Origin of the sequence: Azospirillum sp. HJ39 (assembly GCF_041507355.1) — a bacterium.
GTDB classification, from domain to species: domain Bacteria; phylum Pseudomonadota; class Alphaproteobacteria; order Azospirillales; family Azospirillaceae; genus Azospirillum; species Azospirillum thiophilum.
The window spans coordinates 628341-654102 of sequence record NZ_CP167912.1; the positions used below are offsets into that span (position 1 = coordinate 628341).

The window sequence follows — 25762 nt, forward strand, 5'->3', positions numbered from 1 at the left end:
GTGCCGGCCCGGTTCCATCCACCGGGCCGGCGTGTCGGTATAGCGTCGAAATCTTTTCTCGGATCTTTGGCGGCATCCATTTGCGCGGCGCGGATTTTCGGGGCTCTCCGGCGTAGACGGGACCGTTCCTGATATCGGCGTGTTGTTTCCGGTAGAGAGTTCCACCGGAGGCGTCGCGCCGATGAGCATCTGGCCCCGCACCGACTCCGACGTCGCCGCCATCGACGTCATCGCCACCGATCCAGTGGCCGGCACGGCAATCGAGATCGCCCTGCAGCCCTTGCCGCCGGAAGCGGTGCTGGCAGGGATGTGGACTGAACTGGAATCCCGTTCCGACTCCTCCTTCTTCCTGTCCTGGACCTGGATCGGGCCTTGGCTGGCACTGATGCCGACGGGGGTCGAACCGCAACTCCTGGTCGCCCGGCTGGACGGCGAAACCGTCGGTCTGGCGCTCCTGTGCCCAAGGTTGCGCCGACGCTTCGGCCTGCTGCGCAGCTGCCGCTGGTTGCTGCATGAAACCGGCGACCGTGGCTTTGACAGGCTGTTCATGGAATATAACGGCATTCTCGCCGACCGTCGCTTCGCCGACGAGGTCACCGCCGCTGCCCTGCACTGGTTGGGCGGACGGCTGTCCGCCAACGATGAGCTGATTCTGGGCGGGCTGTCCATCGCCGCCGAGCGGGCGGCGCGCCGTGTCGCGGCAGAAACGGGCCAGACGTTGCAAGTCCGTGTCGCCGATTCTGCGCAATGGGTGGATTTCGCGCTGGTGCGGGCCGGCGGCGGCGACTTTCGCGGCGGGCTCGGACGCAACACGCGTGCCGCGGTGAACCGCGCCGAACGGCTCTACCGCGCCCGCGGCGGGCTGGATTACAGGGTAGCGGCCACGGTCGAAGAGGCACTGGAGGATTTCGCCGCGCTGGAGGTGCTGCACCAGGCAGGCTGGCAGGCGCGCGGCCAAGCCGGCGCCTTCGCCAACCCGTCCTTCCGCCCCTTCCACGAACGGCTGATCGGAACGGGCGTCCCACGGGGGACGGTGCGCCTGTGCCGGATCGAGGCCGGCGGCCGCCCCATCGGCTATCTCTACAATTTCGTCCATCGCAACCGGGTTCTGAACTATCAGGGCGGTTTCGCCTTCGAGGACGACAACCGGCTGAAGCCGGGGCTTCTGAGCCATGTCCTGGCCATCGAGGACGCACAGGCCCGCGGCGAGGACTGTTACGACTTCATGTCGACGCCGGCCGGGCACAAGCCGCTGCTCTCCAACGCCGAACAGCCGATGAACTGGCTGACGCTCGGCCCCGACCGGCTGGGACGCCGGATGGAGGCGCATTGGCGCCGGACCTGCGGGCCGGTGGTCGAGGCGGCCAAGCGGTCGCTGCGCGGCTGGACAGCCACCGCCAAGGGATTCTGACGGCCGATATCCGGAGACCGGGAACATTGGGGAGGGCATGCGAGATGAGCACCGGAACGAGACACGGCACTCTGGCCTGCGTCCTGGGCGACATGGACCTGGTGCGCCCGTTGGGGCTTGCCGGCATTCGCTGCGCCGTGGTGGGACCGGCGGGGACCGCGACCACCCATTCCCGTTTCACCGATCGGTGGATTCCCTGGGAGGGCGGCCATGACGGGGCACTGGTCGACCGCCTGCTGCGCTTCGGCGCGGCCCAGCCCGGCAAACCGGTGCTCTATGTCGAGGAGGACACGCAGTTGCTGATGGTTTCGCGCCATCGGGACCGGTTGGCCGCCGTCTTCCGCTTCGCACTAGCCGATGCCGATCTGGTGGAGAGCCTGGTCGACAAGGGCCGGTTCCAGCAGCTTGCGGAGCGGCTCGACCTGCCGGTGCCGCGGACGAGGCGGCTGCGCCCCCTGCCCGGCAGCGAGGCGCCGGACCTCGACCTGCGCTATCCCCTCATCGTCAAGCCGCTGACCCGCCGCCCGCCCTGGAACGAGATCGAAGGGCTGGGCAAGGCGATCCGCCTGGACGGGCCGGAAGAGTTGCGGGCGCTGTGGCCCCGGCTGATCCCGGTCGGCATCGATCTGCTGGCGCAGGAACTGATCCCGGGTCCGGAGACGCGGATCGAAAGCCACCACGTCTACATCGATGTCGATGGGGCGGTGGCGGGCGAGTTCACCGGCCGCAAGATCCGCACCTATCCCCTCGAATACGGCCACAGCACCGCGCTGACCGTCACCGACATCGACGGCGAGGGAGCCGATGTCGCCGCATCGGGGCGCGAGATCGCAGGGCGCATCGGCCTGCGCGGCGTCGCCAAGTTCGACTTCAAGCGCGATCCCGGCGGCCGCCTGCATTTGCTGGAGATCAATCCGCGCTTCAACCTGTGGCACCATCTGGGGGCCGTCGCCGGGGTGAATCTTCCGGCCATCGTCCATGCCGACCTGACCGGGCGTCCCCGCCCCGCCGCTGCAAGGGCGCGGCCCGGCGCCTGCTGGTGCCATATCAGCAAGGACAGGCTGGCGGCGCGGGAATCCGGCATGCCGGCGGCTCGCTGGCTCGCCTGGGTCGCACGTGCCGAAGCAAAGGCGATCGCGCTGGACGACCCGATGCCCTTCCTCCGGCCGAAGCTGGACCGGCTGCTGTCCCGCATTCCCCGCGGCACCCGGCCGGCACGCCTCGCCAAGCCCTGAGGGGATCACCCGTGAGGATCGCCCTGATCTCTGACATCCATGCCAACCTGGAGGCGCTGCGGGCGACGCTCGACGCCATTGCCGCGCAGGGGGTGGATCGCATCGTCTGCCTGGGCGACATCGTCGGCTACAACACCGATGCCGCCGCCTGCATCGCCCTGCTGCGGCAGGCCGGAGCCGTTTGCATCGCCGGCAATCACGACCGGGCGGTGAGCGGTGCCATCGATACCGCCGGCTTCAGCGGTCCGGCGGCGCGCGCCGTCGCCTGGACCCGCAGCCGGTTGGACGAGGACAGCCTCGCCTTCCTCTCCGCCCTGCCCCTGACCGCGGCGGTCGACGGCGCACTGGTGGCCGTGCATGGGGCGCTTCATCCGAAGAAGGGGCAGGAGCTGGTCCGGCTGGACGACGATACCAAGCGCGCACTGAGCCTGCGGGCGCTGGGCAGCCACCCATCGGGTGCGCAAGTCTGCGCCTTCGGCCATACCCACCGGGCCGGTCTATGGGAATGGCGCGACGGGGCAGTGCATCGGATTCCGCTCGACGGCGGCGCAGTGCTGCGGCCGGACGGCCTCTATCTGCTCAATCCCGGCACGGTGGGAGAGCCGCGCGGTGCCGATAGCCGGGCGAGCTTCGCCTGCTTCGATACCGACGCCCGGCAGGTCGCCCTGCACCGCGTCTCCTACCCCCGCCGGACGGCGCTGGCCAAGACCCGGCGGGCCGGACTGGCGCCGCGTTTTGCCGCAGTCCCGGCGCCGTTGCGGATGCGGTTGATCGGAATCCTCAGAACTCTTGGGTTATATGACTGGTTAAAGCATATTCTCCAGAGCCGTGCCTCATCAATATGACAATCCCGTAACGCGGCTTTGCTTCAATAGAGACGCGGAAATGCGCATAATCCGGCGCGGGGGCAATGGTGACGCCGGGCTATGGACAACATCTGTATTGGAAACGACGCTGCCGGCGGGTCTCCCGCCCGCCCCTGCAGGACATCGTCATCCCTGATCGCCCTGTTTCTGCTTGGCGTTGTCTTGAACCTCGCCGCGGGGAGCGGTCCTTCGTGGGCCCGGCAGGCCGATGGCTCCGCTACGGCCGATGGCCCGGTCCATCTCACCATCCTCTACGCCCAGGGGACCACGGACCTGGAGGAAACCCGGAGGCGCGGCGGCATGGCCAGGCTGGCCGGTGTGATCCGGCAGGAACGGGCAGCCCATGCGAATGTCCTGGTGCTGCATGGCGGCCAGACCCTGGCGCCGTCCGTGCTCGCCTTCTACGACCAGGGTGCGCACATCATCGACCTGCTGAACGGCATGGGCGTCGATGCGATGGCGGCGCTGAACCGGGAATACCACCATGGCGACGATCGGCTGAGCGCCCGCGCCTTCGAAGCCGGCTTTCCCATCGTTACCACCAATGCGGTCGACCGCTCAACCGGCCGCACGCCGGACGGGCTGGAGGATGCGGTGGTGCTGAAGGCCGGGCCGCTGCGCGTCGGCGTCCTGGCCGCAACTCCGGTGCTGACACGGGAAACCACCCGCGCCCAGCGGACCGAGTTCCGCGATCCCGTCGCCGCTCTGACCGCCAAGGCGGCGGAATTGCGGGCAGACGGCGTGGATCTGGTGGTGGCGATGACCGGCTATGCCGGCGACACCCACCGCAGCGTACTGGCCGCCCGGCCGGCCGACATCGTGCTGTACCAGGACCGGAACCGTCCGTTCGCCATCGATTATGACGGGCGTTTCCTGTCCGCTGGCGTCGGCCCGCAGGCGGCCTGGGTTTTGGCGTTGGACCTTAAGCTGGAACGGACGGCGGCACCCGACGGCACGGCGAGGCTGACCTGGACGCCGGCCCCGCGCCTGATCGACACCGGCAGCGTGGAGCCCGACGCCGCCACCGAGATCCAGGCGAAGATCTATGCCGCACGGCTCGACACCATGCTGCGGATGGAGGTGGGACGTCTCACCGCGGCACTCGACACCCGCAAGGAATCGCTGCGCACCGGCGAGAACGCCTTTGCCAATGCCGTGGCGGACACGTTGCGCGCGTCGCTGGATGCCGACGTGGCTCTATTCAACGGTGGCGGCATCCGCGGCGACCGCCAGTATCCGGCCGGCGCCCTGCTGACCCGGCGCGACATCTACACCGAACTGCCATACCACGATGTCGGAGTGATGCTGGAGGTTACCGGTCAACAGCTGTGGGATGCGGTGGAAGGCGGCGTGGCGGCGGTGGAACAGTTGCAGGGGCGTTTTCCCCACCTGTCCAACGCCCGCGCCGAAATCGATCTGACCCGCCTGCCCGGCCAGCGGCTGCGCAGCCTGTCCGTCGGTGGAAAGCCGGTCGGCCTCGCCACCAGATACCGGCTGGCCACCAGCAGCTTCCTGGCGTCGGGCGGTGACGGCTATGGCGTGCTGGCCAGCGCCCCGCGGCTGGTGGAGGACCGCGACACCGATTTCATCTCCACCCAGTTGATCGACCAGATCACGCGCAGCGGCGAGTTCGCTCCCCGGCTGGATGGCCGGATGACCGTGAAGCGGTGATGGACAGCATGGCTTCCATGATCGCGCAGAGTTCGCCGCGCACGGCCGTTCCCGTCGCCCTGCCATGCGCGGCGCAGCCGTCTGGCGCACAGAAGCCGCCGCCCATCCGGACGCGTCGCTTCGGCATCGCCATGCGCATCACGCTGGGCCTGTCGGTGATGGCACTGCTCGTGGTGCTGATCGGCGGCGTGTCGATGTCATCCTTCCGCCTGTTCAGGGCCGAGGTGACGGCCCTGTCCACCAGCACCCTCCCCGAGGTGATCACCAGCGCGGAATTGCACGGCTCGCTGCAGAAGCTGGTGGCCCAACTGCCGCAGCTCGCCGCCGCCGGTTCGACGCCTCAGCGCCGCTCGATCTACGACGGTCTGGTGACGGAGCTGGATTCGATGCAGCTTCTGGTCGCGCGCATGCGCGGACTGATGAAGGACGGCGATACCGGCGATGTCGAGCGCGACCGCAATATCCGCCTGCTGGAACAGACCCGCTCCACCCTGCTGATCCTGGCCGCCACCGTTGCCGACCTGAACGCCGAGATCACCCGCCAGATCGAATATGGCGACCGTCTGGCCGAGGCCGCCCGCGGGTTGAGCCGGTTGGCCGTATCGATGGAAAGCCTGCCCGACACCGGCGCGTGGGCCGCGCGTATCGGCGCGTTGATGGCGCGCGCCGCCGGTGCGACTCAACTCGACCATCTCAGCAGGCTGAAGGGCGAGGCGCGCGCCGCCGAACGTACGCTGGCGGATTTGGCCCGCTTGACCGGCGGCGCGCCGGATCCGACCGGCCAGATGATGTCCACCGTCCAGGAGGAATTGTTCTCGCTGCTGGTGGCGCCGGGCGGACTGTTCGAAAGCGCGATCGACCGGCTGCAGGCGCGCAATCGTGCGCAGGCGCTGACCGGACAGGCGCGCGTCCTGGTCGAGACGGTCGAACGCTCCACCCGGGCGCTTTACGATTCCATCCGCGACCAGTCGGCAGAACGGACCGGCGCGCTCGCCGAACTGATCGCCGACCGGACGCGCACGGTGATGATGCTGGCAGCCGCCTCCGTCATCCTGGCGGTCGGCGTCCATTTCATCTTCCGCCGCTTCCTGTCCTCGCGGCTGGTGGCGATGAACCGCGCGGTCCTGGCCCGCCTGTCGGGCGGCGACGTCCGGAACGGGCAAGATCCGGTCCCCATTCCGGTTCCGGTCGATGGCGACGACGAGATCACCGATATCGGCGCCTCGATCCGCTATTTCATCGACGAGATCGACCGGCGGCAGCGGGCGCTGGCCGACAACGAGCGGCGGTTCCGCGATCTGGTGGAAGGGTCCATCCAGGGAATTGTCATCCATCGCGATTTCCACCCGCTCTACGCGAATGACAGCTTCGCCGCCATGCTGGGGTTGACGGTGGCGGACGTGATAGCCCTGCCCTCCCTGCTCACACTGGTACCGGTGGAAGAGCGGCAGGAGTTGATCGACAACTACGACCGCCTGCTGGATGTCGGGCAGGCGTCGCGCCGCCGCCGCATCCGCGCCCGCCGGCCCGACGGCGGCGGCCTGTGGGTAGAACTGACCGGCCGGCGCGTCGACTGGATGGACGGCCATGCGATCCAGGCAGTGGTCGTCGACGTCACCCGCGAGGTCGAGGCGGAGAACGCCCTGCGTCAGTCGCGCGACGCCGCCGAACGCGCGTTGGGCGAACTGAAGGCGACCCAGGCCAGCCTGATCCAGGCCGAAAAGATGGCATCGCTCGGCCAGCTCGTCGCCGGGGTCGCGCATGAGGTGAACACGCCGATCGGCATCACCATCACCGGCGCCTCGCAATTGCAGACGCTGATCGAGGAGCTGTCGGACCGTCACGCCGCCAATGCGCTGAAGAAATCGGACTTCCAGCGCTTCCTCAGCGACGGGATGGAGATGGCGGCGTTGATCCTGTCCAACAGCACCCGTGCCGCCAACCTGGTGCAGAGCTTCAAACTGGTCGCCGTCGACCAGTCCAGCGACGAGCGCCGCCCCTTCCTGTTGCGCGACTATATCGACGAACTGCTGCGCAGCCTGCACCCGACCTACAAGGCGCGTCCGGCGCTGACCATCGCCGTCGACTGTCCGGCCGAACTGGAACTGGACGGTTATCCGGGGGCGCTGTCACAGATCCTGACCAACCTGATCATGAACGCCCTCGTCCATGCGCTGGATCCGGAACAGCCGGGCCGCATCGCCATCGCGGCCCATCCCGCCGCCGGCGACATGGTGGAACTGTCGGTCTCAGACGACGGCAACGGCATCGCGCCGGAGGTTCTGCCGAAGATCTTCGATCCCTTCTTCACCACCCGCCGCGGCAGCGGCGGCAGCGGGCTGGGATTGCACATCGTCTATAATCTGGTGACGGGCCGCCTGCACGGCACCATCGCGGCGGAGAGCCGTCCCGGCGAAGGCACCCGCTTCACCCTGCGCTTCCCCCGGATCACCGCCGCATGAGGCCTGGCCTATGTCAGCGCACCGGCCCCTCGAACCAATGGCGGCCCTGGCGGTCCTCCACCTCCACCACCCAGACGTCGGGGTCGTAACGGGTCTGGCGGGCGATATACGCGTCCGCGTCCGTTTCCGGCACCGGATCCGCACCGGTGCCGCGCGCCCAGAACAGCCGCTCGCCATCGGCCTCGCGCGTCTGGACCAGCACCGTGAAGGTCCGGTCGAGCCGGTTCAGTTTCAGGATCACCGTGCCGCGGCTGGGGTCGCCCTTGCGGACCACGGTCATGGCGATCCCCTGGGCATCGGCTGCGCGGATGTGGGCCGAAACCCAGAGATGCGTCGGAAGACGGTCGTCCATGTCCGGCTGCTGCCCCTGACCAGTTGTCGTTGCGGAAACCGCGATGATCCCTTCAGGCCTCGCCCTGTCCGGTCCGCCGGTGTAGAGAGGAAGCCATGACCACACTCCTGGACGCTCTCAACGCCGCCGTCAACCACCACATGGCCGGCCGCACCGGGCCGGCGGCCGACGCATACCGCGGCATCCTGGCGGTGGAGCCGGCTCAACCCAACGCCCTGCATCTGCTGGGGGTGCTGCGCGCGCAGGCGGGCGATGCGGCGGGGGCAGTCCCGCTGATCGGCCGCGCACTCCACGCCCAACCGGCGGCACCGTCGGCCTGGGGGCATCTTGGCGCCGCCCTGCGCGCCGCGGAACGGCCGGAGGGAGCGGAACCGGTGCTGCAGCGCGCCCTGGCGCTCGACCCGGCGAACGCCGATGCGCTGGATGCGATGGGCGCCACGCTGCACGCGCTGGCGATCTATCCGGCAGCGCGGCGCTGGCTGGAACGGGCGGCAAGGCTGCGGCCGGGCCATGCGGAAACCCTGCTCAATCTCGGCACCGTCCTGCGCGACCAGCGCCGCTTCGCCGAGGCGGAGGCGTGCTTCGATGCGGCACTGGCCCGCAACCCCGGCTTGGCCGACGCCCATCTGGCCCGTGCAGTGGGACGGCTGGTGCGCGGCGACCTGCGCGCAGGGTGGGAGGGGTTCGAGCATCGCTGGCAGCGCTTCGCCACCCCGCCGTGGGACGGGCGACCGACGGGCGGCGCCACCATCCTGCTGCACATGGACCAGGGATATGGCGACGCCATGCAGTTCGTCCGCTATGCACCGCTGGTGGCCCAGGTCGCCGCGAGGAACGGCGGACGGGTGATCGTAGAGACCCACCCGCTGCTGTTCCGCCTGTTCGCCCACAGCCTGGAGCCGGCGGTGCAGGTGCTCGTCCGCGGTCCGGAACCGCCGCCCCACGATATCCACTGCCCGTTGATGAGCCTGCCACGCGCCTTCGCCACCGATCTGGCAAGCATCCCCGCCGGCGTACCCTACCTCGCCCCCGCCCCCGGCGACATGCCCGGCCGCCGGGAGGGGCTGGTTGCATCGAAGGGGACGGATAACACCGGCCTGCGGGTCGGGCTGGTGTGGGCCGGCAACCCGCGCCACCGCAACGACCGCAACCGCTCGATCCCCATCGCCGCCTTGCGCCCGCTCCTGTCGGTGCCGGGGGTGCGCTTCATCGGTTTGCAGACGGGCGATGCCCGTGCCGACCTGGCCCGGCTTCCCGGCGACGGCGTGGAGGATGCGGTGGAGCGGGTGCGTGATTTCGCCGACACCGCCGCCATCCTCGCCACCATCGATCTGCTGGTGACGGTCGACACCGCCATCGTCCATCTGGCCGGGGCGATGGGGCTGCCGTCCTGGCTGCTGCTGCCCCATGTCCCGGACTGGCGCTGGCTGCTCGACCGCGCCGACAGCCCCTGGTATCCCTCGCTGCGCCTGTTCCGACAACCACGCCCCGGCGACTGGACGACGACGCTCGGGACCGTCGCGGCCGTCCTCAAGGCCCATGCCGCCAAGCTGGCGCGACGCTGACGGCGGCCCGCCCAGCCGATTGGCGGAACTATCGGCAACTCCGGCAGGAGCTTTCTGCCCGCCCGCCCCGCCGGTACTAGGCGAAACTTTCCCACCCCCCGGCAAATTCGGGCCGTTCCGCGGCGCTTCCTATATTTTTTCCATGATTACAGCAGCTTGAGCGCGGTCTAAAAGTTGGCACTCCGCTTGCTAGAAAGGGCGCAGAAGACCTTTGCCCTTTCTTTCGGAGACCCCGGCCATGAGCATCTTCGGTTCGATGACAACCGCCGTTCTCGGCCTTAATGCCCAGTCGAAGGCGCTCGGACATATCTCGGACAACATCGCCAACAGCTCCACGATCGGCTACAAGCGCGTCGATTCAGCGTTCGAGACGATGGTCCTCCAGTCCAGCCAGCGCCTGCACGAGCCGGGCGGGGTCACGGCGCAACCGGTCTTCATGAACAACATCCAGGGCAGCCTGACCCAGGTGCAGAGCCCGACCAACATCGCCATCCAGGGCCAGGGCTTCTTCAGCGTCTCCAAGGTCAACACCCAGGGTTCCAGCACGCTGGTGCAGACCCAGACGGGCACGGTCTCGGCGTCGGCCGCCTACTACACCCGTGCGGGCGATTTCGAACTGGACAAGAGCCGCTATCTGGTCAATAGCGCCGGCTATGCACTGAACGGCTGGGTCGTCGATCCGGTGACGGGCGTCCTCCAGAAGGACAAGGTGGCGCCGATCCAGGTGAACTCCCTGATCGACAAACCGGTGGCGACCAGCACGATCGACCTGTCGGCCAACCTGCCCGCCACCCCGAAGGCGGGCGAGAAGGTTCCGGACAGCAGCATCCAGATCTTCGACAGCCAGGGCAACCCGCGCACCGTCAACTTCAAATGGCGGCAGCAGGCGGACAGCAGCTGGCGCATGGTCCTGGACGCTCCGGGGTCGAGCACCAAGCCGGTCGACGGCACCTTCAACGGCAACCCCGCGACCGTCACCTTCGGCCAGAACATCGCCGGCCAGACCGCCGTCGCCCAGGTCAACGTCATCACCATCTCGGGCAACAACACCAACGGCCAGGACAACCTGCGCATCGGCGACACCTATACGGTCAAGGTCGACAGCACCTCCTACAGCCTGAAGGTCACGGCGGCCAACATCGGTTCGATCCGTACCTATTCCGGCCTCGCCAGCGCGCTCGCCAACCAGATCAACTCCGCCTCGCCGGCCGCATCGGTGCTCGCCACATCCTCGGGCCAGACGATCCGGGTGACTGCACGCGATGCCGGCACCGCCTTCAAGCTCAACACCGAAGTGGCGGCGGGCACCAACACCGTCAATACCATCGTCTCGCAGACCTCGACGGCAGCGACCGCCACGGCCGGCGAGATCGACAAGTTCCAGTTCCCGCAGACCCAGGTCGAGATCGGCGACAGCTTCACCATCGACGTCAACGGCACGCCGATCAGCTATACGGTCACCGCGGCAAGCTATCAGAGCTATCCGACGGTGAGCGATGTCGTCTCCCAGCTCGCCGGCAAGATCAACCAGACGCTGGGCTCCAGCGTCACCGCGTCGGCCGCAGGCAACATCCTGTCGATCCAGTCCAACACCGCGAACACCAACGTCACCACCACCGCCACCGCCACAAACTCGGCGACGGGTGCGAACTCGATGAGTTCGCTGCCGTCGGTGGCAAGTGTCGCCGGCGTGCGGCAGAGCCGCACGGTCACGCTGACCGGCACGCCGGGCGACATCGGCACCCAATACACCCTGTCCATCAACGGCACGGCGGTGACTTACAGCACCACCGGCGACGAAATGACGATGGAGGACATCACCGCGGCCCTGGCGAACAAGATCAACTCCAACACCTCGCTGCCGGTAACGGCCACCGCCCAGGGCGGCGTCATCACCGTGACGTCCAAGACCGCGGCCAGCCCCGCCTACACCAACACCATGACCGAGGATGCGGCCGGCGTCATCACGCTGGGAGGCGATACAGTCGATGTCGGCGACACCTACTCCGTGACGGTGGGCGGCGTAACCCACTCCCTGGCGCTGACCAACGCCAACTACGACACCTACAACACGCCCGCCAAGGTCATGCAGTATTTCGCGACGCAGATCGGCGGCGGCGCCTCGGCGACGGGGGCGGTGCTGACCACCGGCGTCGCCGGCTCGACCGGCGACGTGACGGATGCGACCGCCCAACAGTTCACCCTGGACCAGAGCGCGGTCGCCGGCCAGACTCCTGCCCATATCGGCCTGACCTTCGGCAAGACACCGGAAACCGTTGGCACGCTGACCAACATCTCCACCGCGCTGGTGGGAACCGGGACCGCGGTCAGCGCCGCCACCCAGTCGGCCGGGGCCGATGCCACCGTGACCTTCACGGTCGATTACGGCTTCGGACCGCAGCAGGTCACCCTCAATCTCGGCAAGTACCAGCAGCCCGGCGGCCTTACCCAATATGCCGGCGAGGAAATCAACGTCACCCAGCTGGTCCAGAACGGTGCGCCGCGCGGACAGTTCAAGGATGTCGTATTCGGCGACAACGGCAACGTCCTGGTCAATTACGACAACGGACGTTCGAAGGTTGTGGCGAAGGTTCCGATCATCACCTTCAACAACCCGAATGCCCTGCATCGTGAATCGGGCGGTGTCTTCCTGGAGAGCGAGGACGCCGGCAAGCCGAACTTCAACGATCCGGAAACGAACGGCGCCGGTGCGGTGGTCGCCAACAGCGTGGAAAGCTCGAACGTCGACATTGCCGACGAATTCACCAAGATGATCGTCACCCAGCGGAGCTATTCCGCCAACGCGAAGATCGTCACCACGTCCGACGAAATGCTCCAGGAAGTGCTCGGGCTGAAGCGCTAGGCGCGGCCCCGGCCGCCTGACGCTCCATTGACCCGTTCCCCGACCGCCCGCTTCCCGCTTCCCTGCTTCCAGATCGTTGGCGGGGCGGCCGCCATCCCGGCACCGCCCCGTTCCTCCCGATCCGTGAAAGGTTCCTGCCATGTCCCTCTTCGCAGCCTTGAACAGCGCCACCGCCGGGTTGCGTACCGTCCAGGCCAACGTGAAGCTGGTCTCGGACAACATCGCGCAGGCCAACGACCCGAACCGCACCCGCCACACCGCCCAGCAATCGGTGGACGCCAGCGGTCAGGTCATCAGCACGACCTATCGCAGGGAAGTCGACAAGGCCCTGATGGCGCAGGTGCAGGATCTGACCTCGCGGGACGGCGGATCGCAGGTGACGGCCACCTACATGCAGCAGCTGGGCGATCTGCTGCGCACGACCAACGGCACGCCGCTGCTGAACGACTATTCCGACAAGTTCCAGGCCGCCATCAAGACGCTGTCGACGTCGCCTGAAGACCAGACGGCGCAATACCAGCTGGTCCAGGCGGCCGATAATTTCTCGCGCGAGATCCGCCGCGTCTCAGAAGGCGTCGAGCAACTGGACCGCGACATCGCGACCGACACGGAAAAGTCGGTCGGCACCGTCAACGACCTGCTGAAGCAGATCAACCAGATCAACAACGACATGGTGTCCCTGCAGGGTCAGGGATCCGCCGCCAACGCCGTCGCCGACAAGCGCGATGGACTGATCCGCGAGTTGAGCACCTATATGGGCGTCCGCACGGTGGAACGGCCGGACGGCCGGATGGCGATCTTCACCCCGTCGGGCCTGGCGCTGGTCGATGCCCAGCCGGCAAATCTTTCCTATGACGGCGGCAACATCAACCTACAGGTCGGCAATCAAGTCACTTCGATCAACAACCACCTGACCACCGGCAAGCTGGGTTCGCTGCTGCAGATGCGCAAGGACGGCTCTACGACCGAGCCGCCGACCGCCGCCAGCGGCGACCCGACGACCGAGGTCATCCGCAAGCTGCGCTCGCAGCTGGACGAGCTCGCCAAGGCATTCACCGGCGCCACCAAGCCGGGCGAGCCGGCCAGCTTCGCCGACGCCTACGACAATGCCGGCCCCGCCGCCGATGGCGAACAGGTCACCCAGTTCTTCACCGGCACCGACCGCTTCACCATTGCGATCAATCCCAAGCTGTTGGACAACAAGGCGAAAATCAAGCAGACCGCCATTGATGAGATGGTCACGGCGATCAATGCCCCCGGTCGCAGCTTCAGCGCCGACGGCTTGAAGATGGCCGACACCACCTACAGCGGGATGGGCAGCGCCATCACCGGCACCTGGATGGCGGCGGCCAAGACGGCCAACGCCACCCGCGATTCCAACCAGGCATCGGCGCAACTCCTGACCGAACGCTACCAGTCGCAGACCGGCGTGAACATCGACGAGGAAATCGCCCAGCTGCAACAGCTCCAGACCTCCTACCAGGCTTCGGCACGGGTCATGCAAGTGGCCAATGCAATGTTTGATGCGCTGGAGGCGGTGGTCCGATGAGCTCGATTACGGGAGTCAGCAGCTACTCGAAGTATCTGAGCCTTGTCCGGAACCTGTCCGGGGGCCAGAACGACATCAACCGACTGTCCGAACAGTTGACCACGGGCAAGAAGTCGATCGACCTCAACGCCTATGGACCGGAAGTGCAGAAGCTCCTGGACCTCCGGGCGGAGATGGCCAAGAAGGACAACTACGTCCAGAGCATCGACACCGCCGCACCACGGATCGCGGCCACGGACAAGGTGCTGACCTCGCTGGAGTCGATCATCTCCAGTTGGACCTCCAGCACCACCATGCCGTTCCAGCCCGGTCCGGCCAGCGTCACCACGCCGACCAACACCAACCCGGACGGCATGAAGGTCACGATCGACTCTGCGAAGTCCAAACTGACGATCGGCGCCAACTACACCGTGACTGCCGTCCCGTCGCAGCAAGGCTCCAACGGCACCTTCGACGTGACGGTGACCGACGGGCTGGGCGGCAAGACCACCCGCGCCATCAACCTGGGAACCACCCCGCCGAACGACGGCAAGGGCTACAATTTCAACATCTCCGGCGGTCCGGGCGAGGGCGCCATCCTGAATCTCAGCTTCGACAGCCTTAAGGCATCCGCCAGCAGCAGCTTCTCGGTCACCTTCCCGCAGGCGGATCAGGTGAAGGACCGCGCCGAAGGTGCCATGCGGGATATCCAGGCGCTGATGAACCAGCGCTTCGGAGACCGCTACCTGTTCGCCGGATCGCGCTATGGGACCGAACCGGTCACCGACCTGATGGCGACGAAGCAGACCAGCAAGATCACGCTGAACGGCGCCGTGGTGAATGCCGACGATTACTTCGAAGTGTCGGTCAGCGGCCAAACCTTCGGCTACCAGATCCAGGCGGCCGACCCGAAGACGCTGACCTTCGTCGCACAGACGCTGACCAGCCAGATCAACGCCGCCTCCCCGCCCCTGCCGATGACGGTGTCGACCTCCAACGGCATCATCACACTGGTCGGCAACGATCCCGGCCAGAAGTTCGACCTGTCGGCCCGCGTCGTCAACTCGGCCACGGTTGAGAACAGCGTGGACACGCCGTCGACCACCCAGGCACCGACGACCGCACTGCCGCAGATCGACCGCTTCACCTTGAACGGCGCGGCCGTCGACATCGGCGACACCTATGAGTTCACGGTCGCGGTCGGCGATCCCGACGACCCGTTCAACCAGAACTACTACATCAAAAACCCCACCGAGCCGCGCGACCTGCCGCCATACCAGACCTATACGGTGCGTTACACGGTCAGCGACACCGACTATGCCGGCGGCGTCACCGATGTCGGTCAGGTGGCCGACAAGCTGCGCCAGGAATTCGCCAAGCTGAATCCGGCTCCGCCGGTCACCATCGATGCGCTCGGCAACGGTCCGGGCATCGGGCTGACCAGCACGGCGAATGCCGACCCCAACCATCCTGGCCGCAGCTCGTTGTTCTCCACCTCCGCGAAGGTGACGAACGGGTCGCTGCAGAACACCATCTCGGTCGGCACGCTGCCGCCGGAGCAGGACAGTCTGATCGACGTCCCCTATGCCGACCCGCCCGACCTTCCCTTCTACGATTCCGAATATCTGACCAAGGGCAAGAACGCCGATGCATACCGCAAATCGCAGGTGACCATCGACGACAGCCTGAACATCACCTACGGCGTCAGCTCCGACGACAAGGCCTTCCAGACGCTGGTCAAGGCGATGCAGATGGTGCGGACGGCCGCGGCCAACCCCGGAAAATGGACGGAATACAGCACCCAGGCGCGCGAGATGCTGACACAGGCGTCCGACCAGATGCGTTCGATCCACGCAAAGGTCGCTTCCGACAGCGCGACGCTGGAAACGATCAAGACCAGCCACACCGACAGCGTCGCCACCCTGACCGACCGCATCGCCAAGATCGAAGGGGTCGATCCGACCGAGGTCGCGGCACGGCTGAGCAGCGCGATGAACGTCCAGCAGGCCACCTATACCGTCGCCGGCCAGACGCAGAAGCTGTCACTGCTGAACTATCTGGCATGAGGACGGCGACGGCCTGAAACGGCAAAGGGGGCAGCCGGACCGGCCCCCCCCTTTGCGCATCAGGACCGCGAAACCGCCGCTTCGGCAACCGTCACTTCGAACGGGCCGACTGGGTGAAGTTGTCGTAGGGCAGTTCCGCCACGCGGAACCACAGCTGGACCTCCTCCAGGAACGGCTTCCAGCTGTCATAGACCGCCTTGAAGTCCGGGTTGGTCTTGGCGATGTCGTCGTACAGCTCGAAGGCGATCTTGTGGGCGGCTTCCATCAGGTCGCGCGGATAGGGGCGCAGCAGAGCGCCTTTGGCGACCAGACGCTTCAGCGCCTTGGCGTTCTCGGCGTCGTAGCGGGCGGTCATCGCGCTGTTGCCTTCGGCGCAGGCGGCGGTCAGGATCGCCTGATAGGCCTTGGGCAGGGCCTCCCACTCCTTGGCGTTGATGTAGAGCGAAACCTGCGGCCCGCCTTCCCACCAGCCCGGATAATAATAGTATTTGGCAACCTGGACGAAGCCGAGCTTCTCGTCGTCATAGGGACCGACAAACTCGACCGCGTCGATGGTGCCCTTTTCCAGCGCCGGATAGATGTCGCTGCCGGCGATCTGGGTCGGGGCGGCGCCCAGCTTGGCCATGATCTGGCCGGTGATGCCGGCGATGCGGATCTTCAGGCCGTTGAAGTCGGCCAGCGACTTGATTTCCTTGCGATACCAGCCACCCATCTGGGCGCCGGTGTTGCCGGCCGGGAACTGGACGATGTTGTGCTTGGCGAAGAAGGCCCGCATCACCTCCTGGCCGCCGCCATACTGGTACCAGGCATTCTGCTGGCGGGCGTTGGGGCCGAAGGGGATCGCGGTGTCGAAGGCGAAGGTCGGATCCTTGCCGACATAATAATAGCCGCAGGTGTGGCCGCACTGGACGGTGCCGTTCTGCACCGCGTCCAGAACCTGCAGGCCGGGAACGATCTCACCGGCGGCATGCACGCGGATCTGGAACTTGCCGTCGGTCGCCTCGGCCACGCGCTTGGCGATCAGCTCCGACGTGCCGACAAGGATGTCGGTGCTCTTCGGGAAGCTGGAAGCCAGGCGCCATTGGATGGCCGGCTGGGACTGGGCGATGGCCGGGGCCGCGAGGGTCGAAGCGGCAACGGTCGAAACCGCGCCGACGCCGGCCTTGGTGAGGAACGCTCTTCTTTTCACTCCCGCTACTCCACTTGATTGGGTGCGTAACCGACAATCTCCATGACCCGCGATGAATCAGGGAATTTCAGTCGCTTAGCCGAGAGCGTAACAAAGCATCCGTTGAGACGCCCCGCATCGCATAAATGTGCATGCCTGCCTTTCGAGGGGGCCGAGACACCCTCGAAAGGGGTGCGGAACCGGATGATTCAAACCGGCAGCCGCAAGCGTCCCAGAAAGACCGACAGCGGTGGCATCACCAGCGTCCGGCCATCGGGAGTCGCTTCCGGCGCCGTCGCCCCCGGCGCGCGCGGCACCGCCAGGGCCTCGAGTTGGCCGCGACCGCGCAATGCGAACTCGGCCGGCCGGCCGGCAAGATTGAAGACGGCCAGCAGCCGCTCCTCGCCCGATGCACGCTCGAAGGACAGCAGATCGCCATGCTCCTCCACAGCCGCTACGGTGCCGGTGCGCAGCGCCGCCAATTCGCGCCGCAGGGAGAGCGCGGCGCGCCAGACCGACAGCGGGCTGCCGGCGGTGCGTTCCTGCCGGTCGACGGCAAGCCCGGCATGGGCATCGGGGACCGGAAGCCAGGGCTCGCCGCCGCTGAAGCCGGCATTGGCATCGTCGCCACGCCAGGGCATCGGCGTGCGGCTGCCGTCGCGACCCTGGAAATCCGGCCAATAGGTGATGCCGAAAGGATCGCGCAGTTGATGCAGCTCCAGCACGGCATTGGGCAGGCCCAGCTCCTCCCCCTGGTAGAGGCAGACGGTTCCGGGAAGCGTCGCCGCCAGCATCGCCAGCAGGGCGTTGAAGGCCTGCGGATCGGCCCCTTTGGGGAGCCAGCGGCTGGCCGCCCGCTCGACATCGTGGTTGGACAGGCTCCAGCAGATGGAGTCCGGCCGCGGCACCGCCGAAAGGGCCTGGGCGAATCCCTTGGCGCTGAAAGGCTGCTTGGCCAGCGACAGGCTGTAGGCGGCATGCAGCCCGTGGGGCGTGCAGTAGGCGGCGATGCGCTGTCCGGCACCGGGCTGGCTGGACAGTTCGCCCAGCAGCACGCGGCCGGGGTAGCGCTCGACCGTCTCGCGCAGGCGGGCCAGGATGCCGCCGATGGCCGGATGCATCATGTCATGGACATGCTGCTGCAAGGCGAAGGGCTTCAGCGGCGGCTCCGGCTCGCGCCATATGGCGGCCGGGTTGGAGCGCAGCTGCGGATCGTGGGCGAAGAAATCGACGGCGTCGATGCGGAATCCGTCGACCCCGCGCGCCATCCAGAACTCCGCCGTCTCGCACAAGGCATCCATCACCGCCGGCGCGTGCAGGTTCAGCGCCGGCTGGCTTGACAGGAAATGGTGCAGATAATATTGGCGCCGCCGCGGCTCCCAGGTCCAGGCGGCGCCGCCGAACACCGACAGCCAGTTGTTGGGCGGGGTACCGTCAGGCTTAGCGTCGGCCCAGACATACCAGTCGGCCTTGTCGTTGCCGCGCGAGCGCCGGCTCTCGACGAACCACGGGTGGGCGTCGGAGGTATGGCCGCAGACGAGATCGACAAGCAGCTTCAACCCCAGCGCATGCGCGCGCTCAACCACCCGGTCGAAGGTGGCGAGGGTGCCCATGCGCGGGTCCACCGCCCGGTGGTCGGCGACGTCATAGCCGAAATCGGTCCGCGGCGACGGGTAGAAGGGGCTGATCCACACCCCGTCCACCCCAAGCGAGGCCACGTGCTCCAGTCCCTCCAGCACGCCGTCCAGGTCGCCCCAGCCGTCGCCGCCATGGTCGCGGAAGCTCAGCGGGTAGATCTGGTAAAGCGCCGCCCCGTTCAGCCAGGACAGGTTCGGACCGGACGATCGAGACAGGAGAAAGGGCTGGGTCAAGGCAACAGGCTCCGCACCGGGGGTCGACGGCCCAGCTTCGCCCAGCATGGCTAACGAAAGGTTAGCGGCCTTAGGCGGTCACAGGCACTGCCCTTTCGCACGGCCCTGCCGAACGGACAGGATCTTGCGGCTTGGCGCAGCGGGGCTTGGCCGTCCCGCCGCGCCGGGGCTATACCAGCCCTTCCTTTCCGGGGAGTGGGGATGGCGCGCAACACGGCGATGGCGGACACGGAACGGCGGCTCGGCCGCTACCGCCTGTTCGACGAGATCGAGCGGAACGGCGACGCCCGGCTTTACCGGGCGTTGGACGCCAACGGGCGGACCGTGATTCTGTGGACCGTGCCGCTGGCCTGCCTACGCGCCGCCCAATCGGTCGAGGGCGACGCGCTTGAGCGGTTCAGACGCATGGCTGCTGCCGCCGCCCGGCTGGTGCACCCGGCGATCCCCGCCGTCCTGGCCTCCGGCGAACATGCCGGCATCGGCTTCGTCGCCACCGCTCCCGTGGAAGGACCGACGATTGCCACCCGGCTGGAAGCCGGCCCGGTCATCCTGGAAGACAGCGTCGCGACGCTCGACCGGGTGCTCGACGCCCTGGGTGCCGCCCATCGCGCCGGTGTGGTCCATGGCGCGCTGGACATCAAAGCAATCCGCCGCTGTGGCGCGGCGGCCATGGTCACCGGGTTCGGGCAGGGTGCCCTCACGGCATCCTCTGCGACCCTCTGCGACGATCTTGACGCGGCCAGGCGGCTGGCGGAGCGGTTGCTGGCGGATCATGCCGACCGGCCGGACGTGGCGGCGCTGCTGACGAGAGTACGCGACGAGGGCACCGATGCCTTCCCGGATGCCGCTGCCCTGCGCTGCGCGGTGTGTGAACTGGGCAAGACTCCCGCCGGGGCTCCAGCCGCCCAACCCCGGCGTGACCGGCATTGGCCGATGTGGCTCGGCAGTTTGGCGCTGGCCGGTGGTGCCGTCCTGGTGGTGGCCCAGCAGTACCCGCCCTCTTCCCCGCCGCTGCCACAAAGGGAGATGCCCAGGGAGAACCAGACGGCGGTCCCGTCAGCACTGTCCCTCCCTGTACCGACGCCACGCCGCCCGCCCGTCGCCGCGGTGGCACAGGCATTGCGCTCCGTCGCCTGCACGCTGTTGACCGTGGAGGATGTCAATGGGCGCCTGCTGGTCTCCGGCACCGTGGCGGGAGACCAGGCAGGCGGAGCGGTGCGCGACGCCGTTGGTGCCAATGCCGCCGGCTGGGATTACGGCCTGGACCTTATGACGGCCGATGCCCAATTCTGCGCACCGCTGGGCACTGTCGCTGCAGCGCTGGACGCCAACCGGAGGCTTGGGACGCCACTGGCGACGACGATGGTGGAGGGGCCGGCACTCAACGCCGGCGACTCGCTTGCACTGGAAATCCGGGCCCCGGCGTGGCCGGTGGACCTGCGGGTCGATTATTTCACCATCGACGGCAGTGTCGTCCATCTGCTGCCCAACCCTTCCGACCATGGCACGGCGCTGGCAGCCGGGGCGCTGCGCCGCCTGGGCGACAGGGCGGAGGGAGAACGCCACTGGACCGTCGGTCCACCCTATGGCACCGAAATGCTGCTGACCATCGCCACGCCGAAGCCGCTGTTCCCAACCGCCCGGCCGGAACAGGAGCCGGCGGCCGACTATCTGGCAGCCCTGGCCCGGGCACTGGCAAGCCTGCCGGACGATGCGCCGGCACCGCTCGCCACCGTCCGCTTCATCGCCACGGGGCCTTGAACCCAGATCTTGAGCCCAGCCCGTGCGCCCAGGCGATGCCGGGCTTGGGCAACGATGGGCGCTGGCTGCGTCCTCAGGTGCGGGCGGCGAAGCGGCCGACCACAACGGTGACGTTGTCCTGTCCCCCGGCGCCGTTGGCGGTATCGACCAGCATGGCGGCCGCGCGGGTGGGGTCCGCCTCCTCGCGCAGGATGCGGGCGATCACGCTGTCCGGCACCATGCCGTTCAGCCCGTCGGAACAGAGCATAAGCACATCGTCGGGCAGCAGCGAATGCACCGCGACTTCCGGCTCCACTTCCTCAGCGGTGCCGAGTGCGCGGACGATGATGTTCCGCTGCGGCGCCGTTCCGCGCCCGCCATTGTCCAGCCAGATCTGGTACAGGCTGTGGTCGCGGGTCAAGGACCGCAGTTCCCCGTCGCGCAGGCGGTAGACCCGGCTGTCCCCGGCATGGAAGACCACCAGTTGTGCCGAACCCGGTACACGCCAGGCACCGGCCACCGTCGTGCCCATGCCGCGGCCCTGTGCGAAGCCGCGGGCAACGTTCAGGTCGTGGATCGACCGGTTGGCCTTCTGAACGGCGGAACGCGCGACCGACAGGGCGCTGCGTACCGCCGGCTCCGTGCCCATCGGATCGGACTGGGTACGCTCGGCATCGTCGAACTCGACCACCGTCACCGGTTCGGTCGGCGCGTAATCCTCCAGAAAGCCGGAGATCTCCTCGACCGCCTTGCGGCTGGCGATATCGCCGCCGGCATGGCCCCCCATTCCGTCGCAAACGATCGCAAATTCACCGCTGGCGCTGACGTGGAAGTTGTCCTCGTTGCGGGACCGGGTGCGACCGACATCGGTCCGGCCGGCGACGGTCAAGACAAAGGCGGCGTTTTGCATGCAGGCGGCGGCTCCCGTAACGCGAACATCAACGTCCGTTGTTTCCGGGCCGGCGCCATCCGGAACCGAAGCCCATTACCCCGGCCCCCAATCGGTCCGGAACTTCTGGGCACCGGCACCAGAGGGGAAACGAGCGTCGGCCATTCGCCCGATAATGGCGCAGGCACCTGAAAAGATACACCTGAAAAGATGCAGCGGGGATCGGCAGGCCGACCAATTGCCGGAGCCGATATCCTTGCGATTGCCTCCGGGCTGACCCACGCCTTCCGACGTGGTAGGATGGCGTGACCGTGCCCTCTGCACGCCCATCGTTACGAAGGATGGCCCTCCATGGCCGACAGCATCGGCATTGCGCTCGGCGGCCTGACCGCACAGACGCGGCGGCTCGAAGCCTCGGCCTCCAACGTCGCCAATGTGCGCTCCACCGGCGCCGTTCCATCCACGGAGAGGACCACGGATGGGAAACGGACCGCCTACCAGCCGCTGACGGTCGCGCAGACCGACGCAAACCCCGGCACGCGTGCGACCTTCACGCCGATCACCCCGCCCTATCTGCAGGAATATGCCCCCGACGACAGCGCGGCAAATGCCGACGGCATGGTGTCGGCACCCAACGTCGATCTCGCGACGGAACGCGTCACCCAGATCGCTGCGAACCGTGCCTATGGCGCCAACGTCGCGGTCGTCCGCACGCAGGATGAGATGCTGACATCGCTGCTCGATTCGAAGGTCTAGCCCTTATGTTTGGCGATCGGAGGCTCGCGTCGAATCGATTTCAACCCTACGCGATCGGACTGGGAGGGAGGGGTGCGAGCAACGCCGGACCGCCTGCTCAGACCGTGATGTTCAGGTTCTGCCCGCGGGTCGGGGTGACGTTGCCTCCGACGGAGCCGGCAGTCGACTGGACGAGGGCGTCCACCGTCGCCTGCTGCTGCTCGGCATTCCGGTTCAGCGCCTTGACACCGAAATCCATCTGACCTTGCGCCTGCTTCAAGGAGACGGCCGCACCGGCAGTCGAAGAGGTGATGTCCATGACGCAGTCCTCAGATCACCATATTGACCCGCGCGGTCGATGCGCCGGCCGAACCATTCACGGTCCCTCCAGAGGGTGCCACGGATGACGCCCTGGCGGAAGCGGCGAATGCAACCGAAGCGGCATGGGTGCCGGTCGACCCGGTGGAATCGACACTCCAATTGCCTTTGCCGGCGGCCGTCGCGGGAAGCGTGCCGCCGGCACGGCCATCCGCCGCAGGATAGCCGCCACTCTTGCCGCCGCCATTGCCGTCCACGGTCAACTTCAGAAGAGTGGCGCGCTCAGCCTCCTTCTCCTGCTGCTGGGCGTCCTTGTATTGCTTCAGCGCGGCTTCGGTCGGGATCTGCGAAACGGTCTTTCCGTTGGCCGGGTCGCGGTACAGCATTACCAGCCGAGAGGCATCGGTATCGTAACTGAAGGCGATGGTCGGGAAGCGGTTGACCAGCGGTTCCGATCCAGCTGCTTCGGTCCCTCTATCGGCGGTACCGTCACGGCTGGCGGCGGTCGGAGTCCGGGCGCCGGCCCCTGTCTCGACGGCATCGCTGCCGCGGGGCGTCATGAAGGAAGACGGCCGCGAGACCGTCGATGTGGCTGCTGCCACGTTCATGACCGGCTTACCCGATTCGGTGGTAATCAGACATTAAATTACCGCAACCCCGCGCGCCCGTAAAGGCTTTCTTTACTCTTATTAGCGTTTGCGTTTCTTGCTTGCCGACGGCAACGGGCTTGCATCATAGCGGTGTACCCATGTTGAAATTCGGAAACCGACGCTGCACAGGCTTGCGGCGATGGCGTCCTCCGTCCTAAAGCGTTGCTCCATGGCCACGATCCTCGAAGCACTGACGCTCGCGCTCGACCTGCACCTCGCCGGCCGTTTCGGTGAGGCGCAGGAATTGTATGCCCGCATCCTCGATGCCGAACCGGAGCAGCCCGACGCCCTGCATTACCTGGGGGTGCTGGCCGGGCAGATCGGCCGTGGCGAATTCGGCCTGACCCTGATCGACAAGGCGCTGGCCCTGCGACCGGTGGAAGCCGACATCCATGCCAATCGTGCCAACCTGCTTCGCGCTCTCGGCCGGCTGGACGAGGCGGAAGCCGGCTATCGCCATGCGCTGGCCCTGCGCCCCGACTTTGCGGAGGCCTGGACCGACCACGCGTTCGCCCGACACGGCCGCAGCGATGCCGCCGCCGCCGACATGGCCGCTGTTCTTCTGGAACGCGCCCTCAGGATCGAACCGGAGTTGGAACCGGCACGGGAAAAGCTGGTGAAGCTGTTGCATGGGCGCGGCAGGCTGCGGCTCGAGTCCGGGCAGGTGACGCCGGCACTGATCGACCTGCTCCGCGCTGCGGCTCTCGCCCCTCAGGACGCCGACATCGCCTTCCTGCTGGGCAATATCCTGTTCGCGGCGGGGCTGCGCGCGGATTCGGTGATCGCCTTCCGCAATGCCCTGGCACTGGTTCCGGACTTCCTGTCGGCAGCGCTCAATCTCGGGATCGCGCTGGCGGCCACCAACCGCAACATTGCCGCCCTGGCCCCCCTTCGCCAGGCCGTCCGCATCGACCCCGCCCACCCTGTCGCGCGCGATACGCTGGCCATCGCCCTGCGCACGCTCGGCCGTACCGACGAAACGGCGGTGCTCGACGCTCCGCCGGCCCGGAAGCCTTCACCCAAACCGAGCGGTCCGCGTCGTCGGCGCCGCTCACCCTAACCGGCCGGCCGTTCCGCCAGAACCACCAGCCCGCCCACCGGTTCGCCGCTCTCGAAGCGCAGACGGTCGTGGTCGCACCGCCTCACCTCCAGCCCCGCCGCGTCCAGGGCGGCCCGCACATAGGCTTCGGCATGGGCATACCGACCGTGGGTGGCGACACGATGCGGCCGGCCATCGTCCAGGCAGAGTTCCTCCACCGTGAAGGCCAGCCGCCCGCCGGGACGCAACGCAGCATGGGCCGCGGCGAACGCTTCGTCCAGAACGCCGAAATAGCAGAACACGTCGGCCGCCATCACGAGATCGAAGGCACCGGGCCGGGCGGCAAGAAACCTGACCAGTTCCGCGGCGTGCAGCTCGTCATAGAGGCCGCGGGCGCGGGCATGCTCCAGCATCCCGTCGGAAAGGTCGACACCGACCAGCCGGCGGGCGCGAGGCCGCAGCGAGGCCGCGCAAAGCCCGGTGCCGCACCCGGCATCGAGCACGTCGAGGGTCGCGCCCGGCCCCTCGTCCGCCAGCAGGCCGGCCAGCAGCGCCGGGGCACGGTAATCCAGTTCCGCCAGCTTCCGGTCGAACTCGTCCGCAAACAGGTCGAAGGTCTGCCGCACATACTCGTCGGGCGCGCGGGAGGCGGCCTGCTCGCCCGCGATGGCCGCGCCGATGTGGCAGGCCAGCGGGTTGCCGGGATGGTCCCGCCGCCACAGCCGGGCCAGGGCGGCCGCTTCGCCTTCCGCGCCCTGCTCGTGCAGCAGATAGAGCACGGCACCCAGATTGTCGTGGGCGTCGGCCCAATCCGGCCGCAGGGCGAGCGCCCGGCGGTAGGCCTGGGCCGCCGCCCCGAAGCGGTCGAGGTCGCGCAGCAGATTGGCGCGGTTGTTCCATGCCTCCGCATGATCGGGGCGCAGGGCAAGGGCCTGGCGGAAAGCGTCGTCCGCGTCCGCGCGCCGTTCGGCCTGACGCAGGACGGAGCCGAGATTGTAGTGCGCCATCCCCTCGTCCAGTCCGTGGGCGACGGCGGCACGATACGCGGCGGCGGCCTCGTCCAGACGGCCGAGCGCGCGAAGGACGTTGCCGTGGTTGTTGTGGGTTCCGGCGAGCGTCGGGTCGGCAGCCAGCGCACGGACATAGAGCGGTTCCGCCCCCGCCGCGTCGCCCGCGGCGGCAAGCGCATCGGCCTGCCGGCTGAGCCGCACCGCCGGCGGCAGCGCCGATCCGCGCATTCCCCCTCGCAAGGACAAGCCTGCCCCGGCCATCGCAAGCACTCCCCAACCCGGGCCGCACGTCCCCGGCGACCGCATCTCCGACATTATCGATG

General features: G+C 67.6%; 19 protein-coding genes. 12 read left to right on the forward strand and 7 right to left on the reverse strand.

Translation table 11 applies throughout. The features are described from left to right. The first annotated feature begins 181 nt into the window (after window positions 1-181). From ABMY26_RS30360 to ABMY26_RS30380, 5 genes are all read left to right on the forward strand, one after another. Window positions 182-1411, forward strand: a complete 1230-nt coding sequence (locus ABMY26_RS30360; protein WP_372399232.1) for a GNAT family N-acetyltransferase — start codon at window positions 182-184, stop codon at window positions 1409-1411. 44 nt (window positions 1412-1455) lie between these two features. Beyond that, a complete protein-coding gene (locus tag ABMY26_RS30365; protein WP_372399233.1) occupies window positions 1456-2646 on the forward strand; it encodes an ATP-grasp domain-containing protein in 1191 nt (396 codons plus the stop codon). Between the two features lie 11 nt (window positions 2647-2657). Beyond that, window positions 2658-3491, forward strand: coding sequence for a metallophosphoesterase (locus ABMY26_RS30370; protein ID WP_372399234.1), 834 nt, complete (start codon window positions 2658-2660; stop codon window positions 3489-3491). A 321-nt stretch (window positions 3492-3812) separates the two neighbouring features. Beyond that, entirely contained in the window at window positions 3813-5183 is a 1371-nt protein-coding gene (locus tag ABMY26_RS30375; protein WP_372399235.1) for a bifunctional UDP-sugar hydrolase/5'-nucleotidase, read from the forward strand. Window positions 5184-5191: 8 nt separating this feature from the next. Then, window positions 5192-7645: an ATP-binding protein gene (locus ABMY26_RS30380; protein ID WP_372399236.1), complete on the forward strand. Its 2454-nt coding sequence runs from the start codon at window positions 5192-5194 to the stop codon at window positions 7643-7645. Window positions 7646-7658: 13 nt separating this feature from the next. Here ABMY26_RS30380 and ABMY26_RS30385 read toward each other — a convergent pair whose 3' ends face one another. Next, entirely contained in the window at window positions 7659-7997 is a 339-nt protein-coding gene (locus tag ABMY26_RS30385; RefSeq protein WP_372399237.1) for a DUF1491 family protein, read from the reverse strand. A 95-nt stretch (window positions 7998-8092) separates the two neighbouring features. Here ABMY26_RS30385 and ABMY26_RS30390 point away from each other — a divergent pair, with 95 nt between their 5' ends. The 4 genes from ABMY26_RS30390 (at window position 8093) to ABMY26_RS30405 (ending at window position 16019) form a co-directional block, all read left to right on the forward strand. Beyond that, window positions 8093-9562: a tetratricopeptide repeat protein gene (locus ABMY26_RS30390; protein ID WP_372399238.1), complete on the forward strand. Its 1470-nt coding sequence runs from the start codon at window positions 8093-8095 to the stop codon at window positions 9560-9562. Window positions 9563-9800: 238 nt separating this feature from the next. Continuing rightward, entirely contained in the window at window positions 9801-12425 is a 2625-nt protein-coding gene (locus ABMY26_RS30395) for a flagellar hook-basal body complex protein (protein ID WP_372399239.1), read from the forward strand. Window positions 12426-12564: 139 nt separating this feature from the next. Beyond that, complete coding sequence (gene flgK / locus ABMY26_RS30400; RefSeq protein ID WP_372399240.1) at window positions 12565-13974, forward strand: flagellar hook-associated protein FlgK; 1410 nt, start codon at window positions 12565-12567, stop codon at window positions 13972-13974. After that, window positions 13971-16019: a hypothetical protein gene (locus ABMY26_RS30405; protein ID WP_372399241.1), complete on the forward strand. Its 2049-nt coding sequence runs from the start codon at window positions 13971-13973 to the stop codon at window positions 16017-16019. Before flgK ends, ABMY26_RS30405 begins: the two co-directional genes overlap by 4 nt. A gap of 91 nt (window positions 16020-16110) precedes the next feature. Here ABMY26_RS30405 and ABMY26_RS30410 read toward each other — a convergent pair whose 3' ends face one another. Both ABMY26_RS30410 and ABMY26_RS30415 read right to left on the reverse strand, forming a co-directional pair. Further along, on the reverse strand, window positions 16111-17208 hold the full coding sequence (locus ABMY26_RS30410) for a TRAP transporter substrate-binding protein (protein ID WP_372399242.1): 1098 nt from the start codon (window positions 17206-17208) through the stop codon (window positions 16111-16113). Between the two features lie 188 nt (window positions 17209-17396). Continuing rightward, entirely contained in the window at window positions 17397-19058 is a 1662-nt protein-coding gene (locus ABMY26_RS30415; protein WP_372399243.1) for an alpha-amylase family glycosyl hydrolase, read from the reverse strand. 201 nt (window positions 19059-19259) lie between these two features. Between ABMY26_RS30415 and ABMY26_RS30420 the strand changes: the two genes are divergently transcribed. Continuing rightward, window positions 19260-20819, forward strand: a complete 1560-nt coding sequence (locus ABMY26_RS30420; RefSeq protein ID WP_372399244.1) for a DUF4384 domain-containing protein — start codon at window positions 19260-19262, stop codon at window positions 20817-20819. Between the two features lie 73 nt (window positions 20820-20892). Here ABMY26_RS30420 and ABMY26_RS30425 read toward each other — a convergent pair whose 3' ends face one another. Next, a complete protein-coding gene (locus ABMY26_RS30425; protein WP_372399245.1) occupies window positions 20893-21708 on the reverse strand; it encodes a PP2C family serine/threonine-protein phosphatase in 816 nt (271 codons plus the stop codon). A 330-nt stretch (window positions 21709-22038) separates the two neighbouring features. On the opposite strand from ABMY26_RS30425, the gene ABMY26_RS30430 reads away from it, so the two are divergent. Next, on the forward strand, window positions 22039-22443 hold the full coding sequence (locus tag ABMY26_RS30430) for a flagellar basal body rod protein FlgC (protein ID WP_372399246.1): 405 nt from the start codon (window positions 22039-22041) through the stop codon (window positions 22441-22443). Between the two features lie 97 nt (window positions 22444-22540). On the opposite strand, the gene ABMY26_RS30435 is transcribed toward ABMY26_RS30430, so the two are convergent. Both ABMY26_RS30435 and ABMY26_RS30440 read right to left on the reverse strand, forming a co-directional pair. Further along, the gene (locus ABMY26_RS30435; RefSeq protein ID WP_372399247.1) at window positions 22541-22741 is read right to left on the reverse strand and encodes a putative motility protein; all 201 of its coding nucleotides are present in this window, start codon (window positions 22739-22741) and stop codon (window positions 22541-22543) included. 10 nt (window positions 22742-22751) lie between these two features. After that, window positions 22752-23348 carry a hypothetical protein gene (locus tag ABMY26_RS30440; protein WP_372399248.1) on the reverse strand — a complete coding sequence of 199 codons (597 nt, stop codon included), beginning with the start codon at window positions 23346-23348 and terminating at the stop codon, window positions 22752-22754. 211 nt (window positions 23349-23559) lie between these two features. On the opposite strand from ABMY26_RS30440, the gene ABMY26_RS30445 reads away from it, so the two are divergent. Then, a complete protein-coding gene (locus tag ABMY26_RS30445) occupies window positions 23560-24450 on the forward strand; it encodes a tetratricopeptide repeat protein (RefSeq protein WP_372399250.1) in 891 nt (296 codons plus the stop codon). On the opposite strand, the gene ABMY26_RS30450 is transcribed toward ABMY26_RS30445, so the two are convergent. Further along, entirely contained in the window at window positions 24447-25667 is a 1221-nt protein-coding gene (locus ABMY26_RS30450; protein WP_372399251.1) for a tetratricopeptide repeat protein, read from the reverse strand. The two genes, ABMY26_RS30445 and ABMY26_RS30450, sit on opposite strands and share 4 nt — an antisense overlap. Window positions 25668-25762 lie beyond the last annotated feature (95 nt).